This window comes from Streptomyces sp. TLI_053 (assembly GCF_900105395.1).
In the GTDB taxonomy this organism is placed as follows: domain Bacteria; phylum Actinomycetota; class Actinomycetes; order Streptomycetales; family Streptomycetaceae; genus Kitasatospora.
On the sequence record NZ_LT629775.1, the window covers coordinates 5,746,010 to 5,759,012 of the forward strand.

Annotated in this window: 11 protein-coding genes; 8 read left to right on the forward strand and 3 right to left on the reverse strand. The window is 73.7% G+C overall.

Translation table 11 applies throughout. From position 1 onward, the window contains the following. Positions 1 to 5: 5 nt before the first annotated feature. Positions 6 to 647, reverse strand: coding sequence for a hypothetical protein (locus BLU95_RS23630; RefSeq protein ID WP_093861765.1), 642 nt, complete (start codon positions 645 to 647; stop codon positions 6 to 8). Positions 648 to 1,012: 365 nt separating this feature from the next. Here BLU95_RS23630 and purN point away from each other — a divergent pair, with 365 nt between their 5' ends. Next, the gene (purN, locus tag BLU95_RS23635; protein ID WP_093861766.1) at positions 1,013 to 1,678 is read left to right on the forward strand and encodes a phosphoribosylglycinamide formyltransferase; all 666 of its coding nucleotides are present in this window, start codon (positions 1,013 to 1,015) and stop codon (positions 1,676 to 1,678) included. A gap of 69 nt (positions 1,679 to 1,747) precedes the next feature. Continuing rightward, positions 1,748 to 3,328: a bifunctional phosphoribosylaminoimidazolecarboxamide formyltransferase/IMP cyclohydrolase gene (purH, locus tag BLU95_RS23640; protein ID WP_093861767.1), complete on the forward strand. Its 1,581-nt coding sequence runs from the start codon at positions 1,748 to 1,750 to the stop codon at positions 3,326 to 3,328. 146 nt (positions 3,329 to 3,474) lie between these two features. Here purH and BLU95_RS23645 read toward each other — a convergent pair whose 3' ends face one another. Then, positions 3,475 to 4,218, reverse strand: coding sequence for an RDD family protein (locus BLU95_RS23645; RefSeq protein ID WP_093861768.1), 744 nt, complete (start codon positions 4,216 to 4,218; stop codon positions 3,475 to 3,477). 651 nt (positions 4,219 to 4,869) lie between these two features. Between BLU95_RS23645 and BLU95_RS23650 the strand changes: the two genes are divergently transcribed. From BLU95_RS23650 to BLU95_RS23675, 6 genes are all read left to right on the forward strand, one after another. Further along, on the forward strand, positions 4,870 to 5,724 hold the full coding sequence (locus BLU95_RS23650) for a bifunctional methylenetetrahydrofolate dehydrogenase/methenyltetrahydrofolate cyclohydrolase (RefSeq protein WP_093861769.1): 855 nt from the start codon (positions 4,870 to 4,872) through the stop codon (positions 5,722 to 5,724). A gap of 73 nt (positions 5,725 to 5,797) precedes the next feature. Next, the gene (locus BLU95_RS23655; RefSeq protein WP_037779666.1) at positions 5,798 to 6,217 is read left to right on the forward strand and encodes a DUF3017 domain-containing protein; all 420 of its coding nucleotides are present in this window, start codon (positions 5,798 to 5,800) and stop codon (positions 6,215 to 6,217) included. Positions 6,218 to 6,440: 223 nt separating this feature from the next. Beyond that, positions 6,441 to 7,433: a malate dehydrogenase gene (locus BLU95_RS23660; RefSeq protein ID WP_093861770.1), complete on the forward strand. Its 993-nt coding sequence runs from the start codon at positions 6,441 to 6,443 to the stop codon at positions 7,431 to 7,433. A gap of 79 nt (positions 7,434 to 7,512) precedes the next feature. Continuing rightward, complete coding sequence (locus BLU95_RS23665; RefSeq protein WP_093861771.1) at positions 7,513 to 8,838, forward strand: hemolysin family protein; 1,326 nt, start codon at positions 7,513 to 7,515, stop codon at positions 8,836 to 8,838. Between the two features lie 30 nt (positions 8,839 to 8,868). Further along, a complete protein-coding gene (gene trpS / locus BLU95_RS23670; protein WP_093865077.1) occupies positions 8,869 to 9,909 on the forward strand; it encodes a tryptophan--tRNA ligase in 1,041 nt (346 codons plus the stop codon). After that, positions 9,906 to 10,460 carry a 2'-5' RNA ligase family protein gene (locus tag BLU95_RS23675; protein WP_231977749.1) on the forward strand — a complete coding sequence of 185 codons (555 nt, stop codon included), beginning with the start codon at positions 9,906 to 9,908 and terminating at the stop codon, positions 10,458 to 10,460. The genes trpS and BLU95_RS23675 overlap by 4 nt, the downstream gene beginning before the upstream one ends. Here BLU95_RS23675 and BLU95_RS23680 read toward each other — a convergent pair. Next, positions 10,445 to 12,979 carry a CDP-glycerol glycerophosphotransferase family protein gene (locus tag BLU95_RS23680; RefSeq protein ID WP_093861772.1) on the reverse strand — a complete coding sequence of 845 codons (2,535 nt, stop codon included), beginning with the start codon at positions 12,977 to 12,979 and terminating at the stop codon, positions 10,445 to 10,447. The two genes, BLU95_RS23675 and BLU95_RS23680, sit on opposite strands and share 16 nt — an antisense overlap. Positions 12,980 to 13,003: the final 24 nt, after the last annotated feature.

Genomic DNA, 13,003 nt, shown 5'->3' on the forward strand with positions numbered 1-13,003 from the left:
CCGGCTCAGTCGCTCTTCTTGGTGATGTCCACGTACCACTGCGGGGCGAGCCGGTCGCAGCCGTCGGCGCCGCTGGAGGTCAGCGAGTCCTGCACGCAGGTCACGTAGTCGTTGTAGTACAGCGCGAGGCCGAGCACCGAGGAGACGAAGACCACCGTCATCGCGCCGGTGAGGACGCCGGCCAGCGCCGCCGGGGTGAGCGGGTTCTGCGCGCCGGGGCCGGCGGGTGCCGGGGTGCCGCCGTCGGTGCCGGCCGGCCGGGGCGCGCGCATCGCCGAGACGCCCCAGACGATGGCCAGCGCGCCGACGAACAGGGCGACGTAGTGCAGCGCGGCGAACGCGCAGACCAGCGCGGCCATGCCGGCCAGCGCGGCGTTGCGGGCCTTGCGCTGGGCGGGGTCGTTCGGGTCGAGCCGGGGCGGCTGCGGCGCGGGCGGGCGGGGGTGCCAGCCGCCGCCCTGGTAGCCGGGGCTCCACGGGTGGGGCGGCGGGACGAGCGGACGGTCGTCCGGTTCGCCCTCCTGGCCCTCGGGCCGGTCGGGTTCGCCGGTGGGGTGGGGAGCGCGCGGGCGCCACGGCTGCTCGGGGGCATCCGCCGGCGGCGGCGCGAAGGGGTTGCGCTCGCCGGTGTCGTCACCGCTGCTCATGGTTCGGCCATTCCTTCTCGGTCGGTGGGGCGGGTGCCCGCGCCACCCTATGTTCCCGCAGGCCCCTGTGGGGGGTCCGGGCACGTCCTGCCGCCCGGGAGTCGGCGGTCCGCCGGGGTCCGGGCCCGGCCGCGGACGGCCGGCGAGATCCCGGTCTCAGCTACGCGCGTAGCCCCGGACGGTGTTTCGGAGGCCGTCCGACCAGCCGTTATGGTGGTGACGGTCAGCAGCTCCCACGGGTTCCCCGGGGCCCGCGTCGCGGCGGGTTCTCCTGGAGTTCCTCCCCGCTCGACCTGCCGTTCGTAGTGGCCCCACCGCCGGTGGATGTACCAGCGGGCGGCGCCCGACCTACGGAGAATCGCGCAGTGGCCGCCGCCCCCGCTCAGCTCTTCCCGCCCCGCACGCCCGGACCGGCCCGTCTGGTGGTGCTGGTCTCCGGCTCCGGCACCAACCTCCAGGCGCTGATCGACGCCGTCGCCGACCCCGGGTTCGGGGCGGAGATCGTCGCGGTGGGCGCGGACCGGGACGGCATCGCCGGGCTGGAGCGCGCCGAGCGGGCCGGCCTGCCGGTCTTCGTGCACCGGGTGAAGGACCACGGGGACCGGGCCGACTGGGACCGCGCGCTGACCGCCTCCGTCGCCGGGTACGAGCCGGACCTGGTCGTCACGGCCGGGTTCATGAAGATCCTCGGCCCCGGGTTCGTCGAGGCCTTCGCCGGACGGATCGTCAACACCCACCCCGCGCTGCTGCCCTCCTTCCCCGGCGCCCACGGCGTCACCGACGCCCTGGCGTACGGGGTGAGGGTCACCGGTTGCACCGTCCACCTGGTCGACACCGGCGTCGACACCGGGCCGATCATCGCGCAGGGCGTCGTGGAGGTCCACGACGCCGACCACGCCGATGGCGGCGAGGCGCTGCACGAACGCATCAAGACTGTCGAGCGCAAGCTGCTCGTCGACGTCGTGGGCCGGCTGGCCCGCGAGGGTCACCGCATCGAGGACCGAAAGGTATGGATTCCGGCACATGAGTGAGCGGAGCGAACGAATCATCGAGAACGGTGCCTGGCGCGCAGCGCCCGCCGAGCGCAGCGAGGTGGGAGCATGAGCGCCGCTCCCACCACGCCCCCTGTCTCCGAGAACGTCCGGCCGATCCGCCGCGCGCTGATCAGCGTGTACGACAAGACCGGTCTGGAGGAGCTGGCCCAGGGCCTGCACGCCGCCGGGGTCGCCATCGTCTCCACCGGTTCGACCGCCGGCCGGATCGCCGCCGCGGGCGTCCCGGTGACCGAGGTCTCCGAGCTGACCGGCTTCCCGGAGTGCCTGGACGGGCGTGTGAAGACCCTGCACCCCCGCGTGCACGCCGGCGTCCTCGCCGACCTGCGGCTGGAGTCGCACCGCGCGCAGCTGGCCGAGCTGGGCGTCGAGCCCTTCGACCTGGTCGTGGTGAACCTCTACCCGTTCAAGGCGACCGTCGCCTCCGGCGCCACCCCGGACGAGTGCGTCGAGCAGATCGACATCGGCGGCCCGAGCATGGTCCGCGCCGCCGCCAAGAACCACCCCTCGGTGGCCGTGGTGGTCGACCCGGCCCGCTACCAGGACGTGCTGACGGCCGTCCGGGGCGGCGGCTTCGACCTGCTGACCCGCAAGCGGCTGGCCGCCCAGGCCTTCGCCCACACCGCCGCCTACGACGTCGCGGTGGCCAACTGGTTCGAGGAGTCCGGCTACACGGAGACCGAGGACGCCTTCCCGGCCTTCCTGGGCTCGGCCTTCGAGCGCCAGAACGTGCTGCGCTACGGCGAGAACCCGCACCAGGGCGCGGCGCTGTACACCGACGGCAGCGGCGGCCTGGCCGGCGCGCGGCAGCTGCACGGCAAGGAGATGTCGTACAACAACTACGTCGACACCGATGCCGCCCGCCGCGCCGCCTACGACCACGCCGAGCCGGCCGTCGCGATCATCAAGCACGCCAACCCGTGCGGCATCGGGACCGGCGCCGACGTCGCCGAGGCGCACCGCAAGGCGCACGAGTGCGACCCGGTGTCCGCGTACGGCGGCGTGATCGCGGTCAACCGCCCGGTCACGGTGGCGCTGGCCGAGCAGATCGCCCCGATCTTCACCGAGGTCGTGGTGGCCCCCGGCTTCGAGGACGGCGCCGTCGAGGTGCTGGCCCGCAAGAAGAACCTGCGGGTGCTGCTCGCCCCCGAGGCCCCGGCGAACCGCCAGGAGGTGCGCCCGGTCTCCGGCGGCGTGCTGCTCCAGGACGCCGACCGGGTGCACGCCGAGGGCGACGACCCGGCGACCTGGACCCTGGCCTCCGGCGAGGCGCTGTCCCCGGCCGAGCTGGCCGAGCTGGCGTTCGCCTGGCGCGCCTGCCGGGCCGTGAAGTCCAACGCGATCCTGCTGGCCAAGGACGGCGCCTCGGTGGGTGTCGGCATGGGCCAGGTCAACCGCGTCGACTCCTGCAAGCTCGCGGTGGAGCGGGCCGGCGAGCGGGCCAAGGGCTCGTACGCGGCCTCGGACGCCTTCTTCCCGTTCGCGGACGGCGCGGCGATCCTGATCGCGGCCGGCGTGCGGGCGATCGTCCAGCCCGGTGGCTCGATCCGGGACGAAGAGGTGGTCGCGGCCGCCGCCGAGGCCGGGGTCACCATGTACTTCACCGGCACCCGCCACTTCTTCCACTGACGCGTCCGCCGGCGCCGCGGCGCCGGCGGAACGGCACGGAACACGGCACACGGAACGGTCCGGAACACGGAGCGCCCCGGAGACACGGAACGGCCCGGCTCCCTCCACCGAGGGGGCCGGGCCGTTCCGCCGTGCGCGGTACCGCGTTACTTCTTGATCACCAGGGTGCCGGCGGCACGGTCGTGCCAGCCCTGCAGCTTCCCGGAGTTGTCGAAGAACGGCGACAGGTAGACCAGCAGCGCGCCGATGTAGCAGAGGACCGCGCCGACGATCGGGATGATGAAGCGGATGAAGCCGCCGCCCAGGCCCGGGTTCTGGCCGGTGCTCTCCTTGACCACGCGCAGGCCCATGGCCATCTTGCCCAGGGTGGCGCCGGCGAACGAGACCAGCAGCCACTCGTAGAGCAGGTTGAACACGGCCAGCACGCCGATCATGATCATCATGGTGGCGACGATGCCGCTCGCGGCGTCGGTCTGCTGCTGGAGGCAGTCGTTGTAGGCCGAGCTGCCGTAGGTGTAACCCGTGCAGTCGTCGGTGTTCTTGACGATGCCGAGCGCGCCGGCCAGGCCGAGGGCCATGACCAGGGCGATGATCGCGCCGACGGCCAGACCGTCGATCAGACGGGCCAGGAAGCGCTGGCCCATGGTCGCCAGCTTGACGGTGCCGAGCTGGGCGATGTTGATGTAGCCGTTGTTCGCCTGGATGGTGCCCGGCATCGGCGCGTAGCCGTAGGCCTGCTGCTGCGGCACGGCGTAGCCCGGCTGCTGCGGGGGCTGCTGCGGGTAGCCGTAGCCGGCGGCCGGCGGAGCCTGCTGCGGGTAGCCGTAGCCGGGCTGCTGGGGCTGCTGGGGCTGGTTGTACGGGTTGTTGGGGTCGGGCGGGTAGCTCATCGATGCCTCCGGGCAGATGGGGACAAGTGGGGACGGGACAGCGGAGGCCCCGGAACGGGCCGGCTGGACGGGTAGCCGGTCGGACGGGACGTTAGCGGAGCACACCGACACCGGGGGCGTGGGCCGACCGGTGCGCGCGCCCGCTCAGGGCCGTGGGAAGCGTGCGAACGGGAGCCGGGACGGCCCGGTGGCGCGCGGCAACCCGCGTCGGCGGTCGGTCGTCGGCGCGGTGCGGTCTGGTCGGCTCACTTCGTTCTTCCCCCGAGTACGCCCCGCCGGGTCTGTCCGTCGGCCCGTCACCGGGCCGGATGCGGCGGGGAATGCCTGCTTATCGTCGACCGGACGGCAGTACCGTGTCCAGCCGCGTCCGCACCTCGGGCCGGACTGTGGCGCAACCGCAATAAGAGCCGAACGTTCCGCATCCGTCCGGCCCCCGCCCGGACCGCCCCCGCGGCCTCCACCCGTCCTCCACCCGTCCTCCATCCGTCCTCCGCCCGTTCCGCGTCCGTTCCCTGTCCGGCCCGCCTCCGGTACCTGCCCCGGCCCCCGCCCGCCCCCGGTCCGGCCCTCTCCCGGGCCCGCCCCGCGGCGCCCGTCCGCGGCCCGGGACCGGTGGCACGGACTCCCGCCCCGATCCGGGAGAATGGGGTCATGACTGCGCAGATTCTCGACGGCAAGGCGACCGCGGCCGCGATCAAGTCCGAACTCGCCACCCGCGTGGCGGCCCTCAAGGCCAAGGGCATCACGCCCGGCCTCGGCACCGTCCTGGTCGGCGACGACCCGGGCAGCCGCTGGTACGTCAACGGCAAGCACAAGGACTGCGCCGAGATCGGCATCGCCTCGATCCAGCGCGAGCTGCCCGCCACCGCCACCCAGGAGGACGTCGAGAACGTCGTCCGGGAGCTCAACGCGGACCCGACCTGCACCGGCTACATCGTCCAGCTGCCGCTGCCCAAGGGCCTCGACCCGAACCCGGTCCTGGAGCTGATGGACCCGGACAAGGACGCGGACGGCCTGCACCCGACCTCGCTCGGCCGGCTCGCCCTGGGCATCGAGGGCCCGCTGCCCTGCACCCCGCTCGGCATGGTCGAGCTGCTGCGCCGCCACGGCGTGGCGATCGACGGCGCCGAGGTGGTCGTGGTCGGCCGGGGCGTGACCGTCGGCCGCTCGATCGGCCTGCTGCTCACCCGCCGCAGCGAGAACGCCACCGTCACCCTCTGCCACACCGGCACCCGCGACCTGGCCCACCACCTGCGCCAGGCCGACATCATCGTCGCCGCCGCCGGTGTGCCGCACCTGGTCAAGCCGGAGGACGTCAAGCCCGGCGCGGCCGTGCTGGACGTCGGTGTCAGCCGCAGCGAGGGGAAGATCGTCGGCGACGTGCACCCCAACGTGGCCGAGGTGGCCGGCTGGATCTCCCCGAACCCCGGCGGCGTCGGCCCGATGACCCGCGCCATGCTGCTCAACAACATCGTGGTGGCGGCCGAGCGCCGCGCCGGCGTCTGACCACCGCGCCCGACCCGCCGGGCCCCGCCCGGCCCGGACCCATCCGATCGACGATCCCGAAGGACGGGAAGCCATGAGCGAACCGCGCCGGACCCGGCGCAGGCCGGTGAAGACCACCGGCACCCTGCCCCCCGAGGGCTCGGCGGCCGCGCTCGGGCGCGACCACGCGCTCCCGGTCCGGCAGTGGCCGATAACGGTGGTCCTGCTGGTGGTCGCCGCCGGTCTGGCGGTCACCTGGTTCGCCGACTTCCAGGACGGCTTCAAGTACGGGCTGCTGATCGTCGGCGGCGGTGTGCTGCTCGGCGCGCTGCTGCGGCTGGTGCTGCCGGAGGTCGGCATGCTGGCGGTGCGCAGCCGCTTCACCGATGTGATCGTGCTGACCTTCCTGGGCCTGTCGATCGTCCTGCTCACCCTGATGGCCCAGCCGAACCCGTGGCTGGAGCTTCCGCTGCTGGACAACATCGGCCAGCTGATCGGTCGCCCGCGCCGCTGACCGGCCGTCCGCACCGCTGACCGGGAGCCGCCCGACGGCCCCCCGCCCGACGCCCGGGCGGGGGGCCGTCATCGTCTGTGACGGATCAGTCACGACCGCGACCGCGGCGTACGCTTCCCTTTGCGATACCCTGACGCCGGTTCTCTCGATGTCGAGAGACCGTCCTCGGCTCCAGCGCGCCGACGTGCCTGGGGCACCTGGCGATTTGCTGGAGAAGGTAGAAATGACCCGCACCCCCGTCAATGTCACCATCACCGGAGCCGCCGGCCAGATCGGCTACGCGCTGCTCTTCCGCATCGCCTCGGGCCACCTGCTCGGCGCCGACGTCCCGGTGAACCTGCGCCTCCTGGAGATCCCGCAGGGCCTCAAGGCCGCCGAGGGCACCGCCATGGAGCTCGTGGACTGCGCCTTCCCGCTGCTGCGCGACATCACCATCACCGACAAGCCGGCCGAGGCCTTCGACGGCGCCAACGTCGCGCTGCTGGTCGGCGCCCGTCCGCGCACCGCCGGCATGGAGCGCGGCGACCTGCTGCAGGCCAACGGTGGCATCTTCGGCCCGCAGGGCAAGGCCATCAACGAGCACGCCGCGGACGACATCAAGGTCCTGGTGGTCGGCAACCCGGCCAACACCAACGCCCTGATCGCCCAGCGCAACGCCCCGGACGTCCCGGCCGAGCGCTTCACCGCGATGACCCGCCTGGACCACAACCGCGCCGTCGGCCAGCTCTCGCTGAAGACCGGCGCCCTGGTCTCCGACATCAAGCGCGTCACCATCTGGGGCAACCACTCCGCCACCCAGTACCCGGACATCTTCCAGGCCGAGATCGCCGGCAAGCCGGCCTTCGAGGCCGTCGGCAGCGACCAGGCCTGGCTGGAGAACGACTTCATCCCGACCGTCGCCAAGCGCGGCGCCGCCATCATCGACGCCCGCGGCGCCTCCTCGGCCGCCTCGGCCGCCAACGCCGCCATCGACCACGTGTACACCTGGGTCAACGGCACCGCCGAGGGCGACTGGACCTCGATGGGTGTCGTCTCCGACGGCTCCTACGGCGTCCCGGCCGGCCTGATCTCCTCCTTCCCGGTCACCACCAAGGACGGCGCCTTCGAGATCGTCCAGGGCCTGGAGATCTCCGACTTCTCGCGCGGCCGCATCGAGGCCTCGGTCCAGGAGCTGACCGAGGAGCGCGACGCGGTCCAGGAGCTCGGCCTCATCTGAGCCGGCCCCGACGCCTCCACGACGGCCCGTCGTCCCCGTTCCGCGGGGGCGGCGGGCCGTCGCCCTACACTGGCCCGCTGTGAACGAAACCATCGAGGACGCCGCGCTCGTCCTCGTCTTCATCGTCCTGGGCGGCCTGTTCAACGTCGCCGAGATCTCGCTGATCTCGCTGCGCGAGGGACAGATCCGGACGCTGGAGGCACGCGGCACCCGGCGGGCGGCCCGGGCCGCGCACCTCGCCGCCGACCCGAACCGCTTCCTGGCGGCCGTCCAGGTCGGTGTGACCTGCATGGGCTTCCTCTCCGCCGCGTTCGGGGCCGACACCCTGGCCGGCAAGGTGGCCCCGCTGTTCGTCCGGGCCGGGCTGTCCGAGGGCGTCGCCGACGCCACCGCCCTGGTCGGGCTGACCCTGGTGATCAGCTACGTCTCGCTGGTGCTCGGCGAGCTCACCCCGAAGCGGATCGGCCTCCAGCGGGCCGACTCCATCGCGCTGCTGGCCGCGCCGGTGGTCGACGTGATGTCGGTGGTGCTGCGCCCGGCGATCTGGCTGCTCGGCCGCTCCACCGACCTGATGGTCCGGCTGCTCGGCGGCGACCCGACCGCCGGCCGGGGCTCGATGAGCTCGGAGGAGCTCCGCGGCCTGGTCGCCGCCAACACCGAACTCGGGAACGACGAGCGGACGCTGATCGCCGACGTGTTCGCCGCGGGCGAGCGCCAGCTGCGCGAGGTGATGGTCCCGCGCACCGAGGTGACCTTCCTGGACGCCGAGCGCCCGCTCGCCGAGGTCCGCGCCCAGGCGGACTCCTCGCCGCACTCCCGCTACCCGGTGGTCGAGGGCAGCTACGACGCGGTGACCGGCTTCGTGCACGTCCGCGACCTGTACGGGGCGCGCGGCGAACGGGCCGCCAAGGTCCGCGACCTGGCCCGCCCGATCAAGCTGCTGCCCGGCACCAAGCGGGTGCTGGAGGCGATGGGGGAGATGCGCCGGGAGGGCCACCACCTGGCGATCGTGGTCGACGAGTACGGCGGCACCGCCGGCATCGTCACCCTGGAGGACCTGGTGGAGGAGGTGATCGGGGAGATCAGGGACGAGTACGACACCCCGGAGTCCTCCCCGACCCGGCGCCTGGCCGGCGGCGGAGTGGAGCTCGACGGCCTGCTCAACCTGGCCGACTTCGTCGAGGAGACCGGCGTCACCCTCCCCGAGGGCCCGTACGAGACGGTGGCCGGCTGCCTGGTCGCCGCGCTCGGCCGGCTGCCCGCCGACGGCGACCGGGTGCGGATCCCGGCCGGTCCCGGCGAGGAGGTGCTGCTGACGGTGGCCAAGCTGGAGGGCCGGCGGATCGCCCGGGTGAGGGTGAGTGCGGTCACACTGGCGGAACCGCCGGGGCAGGAGGTTTCCTGACCGGTCGGTGGAACTGGAACAATGGCCCGCATGGTCAACGCAGCGGTCACTGGTCCGGTCAAGGACCGTCCCCGGGTGCTCTCGGGCATCCAGCCCACCTCCGGTTCCTTCCACCTCGGCAACTACCTGGGCGCGGTCCGCCAGTGGGTCGATCTGCAGAAGGAGAACGACGCCTTCTACATGGTCGTCGACCTGCACGCGATCACCGTGCCGCAGGATCCGGCGACGCTGCGCCAGAACACCCGGATCTCCGCCGCGCAGCTGCTCGGCGCCGGTCTGGACCCGGAGCACTGCACCCTGTTCGTCCAGTCGCACGTGCCCGAGCACGCGCAGCTCGCCTGGGTGATGAACTGCCTCACCGGTTTCGGCGAGGCCTCCCGGATGACCCAGTTCAAGGACAAGTCCTCCCGGTACGGCGCCGACAGCACCACGGTCGGCCTGTTCACCTACCCGATCCTGCAGATCGCGGACATCCTGCTCTACCAGGCGGACGCCGTCCCGGTCGGCGAGGACCAGCGCCAGCACGTGGAGATCACCCGCGACCTCGCGGAGCGCTTCAACTCCCGCTACAGCCCGACCTTCACGGTCCCGAAGCCGTACATCCTCAAGGAGACGGCGAAGATCCAGGACCTCCAGGACCCGGCCGTCAAGATGAGCAAGTCCGCGTCCTCCCCCAAGGGCCTGGTCAGCCTGCTGGACGAGCCGAAGGCCAGCGCCAAGAAGTTCAGGAGCGCCGTCACCGACACCGGCACCGTCGTCAGCTACGACGAGCAGGAGAAGGCCGGCGTCTCCAACCTGCTGCGGATCCACTCGGCGCTCAGCGGGCAGTCGGTCGAGCAGCTGGTCGCGCACTTCGAGGGCAAGATGTACGGCGCCCTGAAGACCGAGCTGGCCGAGCTCTTCACCGAGTGGGTGCTGCCGTTCCAGGAGCGCACCCGGACCTTCCTGGACGACCCGGCCGAGCTGGACCGCGCGCTCGCGGTGGGTGCCGAGAAGGCCCGCGCGGTGGCGTCCGAGACGCTGGCCACGGTGTACGACCGGATCGGCTTCCTCCCGGCCTCCGCGCGGTGATTGCGCTGACGAGCCTGCCCGGTGGTCAGGAGCTCCCCGAGTTCCTGACCATCGGCGTGTCCGTCACTGTCCCGGATCCGCACGGCACGGCGATCCAGGACGCGCGGGCCGGTCACGGCGATCCGCTGGCCCGGTCGATACCCACGCACGTCACCCTGCTGCCGCCCACCGAGGTGCCGGTCGAGGAGCTGCCGAAGATCGAGGAGCACCTGGCGGCGGTGGCCGCCGCGCACCGGCCGTTCCGGATGGTGCTGCGCGGCGGCGGCAGCTTCCGCCCGGTCTCCCCGGTGGTCTTCGTCCGGGTGGAGGAGGGCGAGCGGGAGTGCCGGCTGCTGGAGGCCGACGTCCGCTCCGGTCCGCTGGCCCGTGAGCTGGCCTTCCCGTACCACCCGCACGTGACGGTGGCGCACGGCCTCGAGGAGGACGTGCTCGACCGGGCCCAGGAGCAGGCCCGGTCCTTCCACGCGGCCTTCCCGGTCCCCGGGTTCAGCCTCTCCCGCTTCGACGTCGACGAGGTCTGGCGGCCCTGGCGTTCCTACGCCTTCTCCTGACCCGCGGGCCGGCCGCCGAGCCGCAGCATCCGGTCGACCGCCCGGCGGGCCGCGTCGCCGTCGTCCAGCGCGCAGTGGGTGTCCCGGAAGCGCCGGTACCGCTCGGCGTACCCGGCCGGCAGCGCGCCGCCGTCGTCCGCGAGCGCGCGCAGCGCCGCGACCAGGCCGGCCGAGTCGTCGAGCAGCGGTCCCGGCGCCTGCGCCTCGAAGTCGAAGGCGAAGCCGCGCAGGCCGTCCCGGTAGTGCGCCAGGTCGTAGGTGAAGAACAGCATCGGCCGGCCGGTGACCGCGAAGTCGAACAGGATCGACGAGTAGTCCGTCACCAGGACGTCGGTGATCAGCAGCAGTTCCTGGACGTCCGGGTAGTCGGCGCAGTCGATCGCGAAGCCGTCCCCGGTGCCGGTCAGCGGCTCGCGGACGTGCGCGTGCGGCCGCAGCAGCAGCACGTGGTCCTCGCCGAGCGCCTGCCGGGCCCGGTCGAGGTCCAGCCGCAGGTCGAGCCGGAAGCCGTCCCCGTCCGGGCGCGGCCGGTCCTCCCGCCAGGTCGGCGCGTAGAGCACCACCCGCCGGCCCGCCGGGATCCCCAGCCGGCGCCGGACGGCGGCCGCCCGGCGCGGGTCGGGGCGGGCCAGCACGTCGTTGCGCGGGTAGCCGGACTCCAGGATCTCGCCCCGGTAGCGGAAGGCCCGGCGCAGGATCGGGGTGGCGAAGGGGCTGGGGGAGAGCAGCAGGCTCCAGTGCGGGGTCTCCCGGTCGAGGGCCGCGAGGTAGCCGTGGTCGGCGAGCCAGGGGTTCTCGACGTCGTGGGCGATCCGCTTGAGCAGGGCGCCGTGCCAGGTCTGCACGACGACCTGGCCGGGGCGCCGGCGCAGGAAGTCCGGGAAGTGGGTGTTGCCGACGAGGTAGCGGCTGGTGGCCAGCGCCCGGTACCACTCGGGGCTCCAGACCCGGACGGCGCGGACCCCGGGCGGCAGCTCGGCCTGGGCGTCGTCGACCACCCACAGGTGTTCCAGCGGCGTGCCCCGGCGGGCGAGTTCGGCGTGCACGGCGCGCGGTGAGTCGGCGTAGCCGCGGCCGCCGAAGACGTCGTAGAGCACGGCCTCGCGCAGCGGTTCGCGGCAGGCGGCCGGGTAGCCGGCGGTGCGCTGGCGGGCCTGGGTCCAGGCACTGCGTTCGGCGGCGGTGAGCACGGGGGTGGAGTCCAGCAGCAGGGTGTCGTGCCAGCGGCGCTCCAGCAGGATCCGCTTGCCGCCGGCCTCGGTGGCGGCGGGCAGTGCGGCCAGGACGGCGGGCGAGGCGGTCAGCGGGCGGGCCGGTCCCGGCCGGCCGACGGGCTCCAGGGTGGCTTCCCACAGGCCCTTGCGCAGCGGCAGCGCGGTGCCGTCGGAACCGGTGCGGGTGGCGGGCAGCCGGATCGTGAACCGTCGGCCCGGGCCGGTCCTGACGGGGTGACGGACCTCGCCGCCGGTGCCGTTGTGCCGCAGGACGAGCTCCAGCGGGCCGTCGGCGGGGCAGTGGCCGGTGAGTTCGAAGCCGCCGGCCCGGGTGGTGAGCCGCTCGACCCAGCCGGCGGCGGGCCGGACGCAGAGCTGGAGCCGGCCGTCGGCCAGGTGCTTGAGGTGCAGGGCCCGGTCCTCGGCCCCGGGCAGCGGGTGCTGGCCGGCGACCGGCCCGCCGCGCTCGTCCAGGACGAGCGGCTCGGCGGTGCCGTCGGGGTGGACCAACGCGGCGTCCCAGTGCTCCAGTTCGCCGGTGCCGCGCCCGTCGGCGGTGAACGGCGCGTACGGCAGGCGGACGCCGCGGGTCCGTCCGGTGCCGGTGGCGGGCCGGATCAGGACGGTGCCGCTCTCGCGGTGGCGCAGCCGGAACGCGGTGCGGTCCGGGAGCGGTCCGGTGGTGGTGAGGTGCAGGTCGATCCCGTCGGGGCCGGGGACGGCCCGGGTGAGGCGGGCGGCGGGGCGTTCCAGCCGGACGGCGAGCCGGCCCCCGGCGAAGTACGGCTGGAGCCGCACGTCGTGGTCGACCCAGCGGGCGGGCGGGTACTCGCCGGAGCCGCACCAGTGCGGGGCGAGGCCGCCGTACTGGCGGCGCAGCCGGGTGGGCCGGGCGAGGGTGAACAGGGTGGCCTCGACGGTCCGGTCGCCGAGCAGCCAGCCGTCGGCGGTGCGCAGCCGGCGCGGCTCGAGCAGGGCGGTGAAGCCGGCCCAGTCGTGGTTGTGCTCGGGCTGGGCGCTGTCGTCGGTGATCTCGGGCAGCCGGCGGGGCCTGGTGGGGAGGTGGAGGGGTGTGCCGTCGTCGCCGGGGCGCAGCGTCAGCCAGGTCCAGGCCGAGCCGGGGCGGGCGGTGGACCGGTCGTCGGGGCGGGCGAAGCCGGTGAGCTCCAGTCCGCGGGAGGTCCAGCGGGCGCGCAGCAGTCCGAAGGCGGCGTGCTCCTCCTCGTCCGGCAGCGGGGTGCCGAAGCGCGGGTCGCCGAACCGGGGGGCGGCGTGCGGGAGGACGAACCGGGTGAGGACAGCCATGGCCACGGACCTTTCTCGGCGAGA

What these genes read in the sequence shown, in the direction of transcription:
- BLU95_RS23680 (WP_093861772.1), bottom strand. Translation starts at nt 12,979, where the DNA reads ATGGCTGTCCTCACCCGGTTCGTCCTCCCGCACGCCGCCCCCCGGTTC.
- BLU95_RS23645 (WP_093861768.1), bottom strand. Translation starts at nt 4,218, where the DNA reads ATGAGCTACCCGCCCGACCCCAACAACCCGTACAACCAGCCCCAGCAG.
- BLU95_RS23660 (WP_093861770.1), top strand. Translation starts at nt 6,441, where the DNA reads ATGACCCGCACCCCCGTCAATGTCACCATCACCGGAGCCGCCGGCCAG.
- purH (WP_093861767.1), top strand. Translation starts at nt 1,748, where the DNA reads ATGAGCGCCGCTCCCACCACGCCCCCTGTCTCCGAGAACGTCCGGCCG.
- trpS (WP_093865077.1), top strand. Translation starts at nt 8,869, where the DNA reads ATGGTCAACGCAGCGGTCACTGGTCCGGTCAAGGACCGTCCCCGGGTG.
- BLU95_RS23630 (WP_093861765.1), bottom strand. Translation starts at nt 647, where the DNA reads ATGAGCAGCGGTGACGACACCGGCGAGCGCAACCCCTTCGCGCCGCCG.
- BLU95_RS23655 (WP_037779666.1), top strand. Translation starts at nt 5,798, where the DNA reads ATGAGCGAACCGCGCCGGACCCGGCGCAGGCCGGTGAAGACCACCGGC.
- BLU95_RS23650 (WP_093861769.1), top strand. Translation starts at nt 4,870, where the DNA reads ATGACTGCGCAGATTCTCGACGGCAAGGCGACCGCGGCCGCGATCAAG.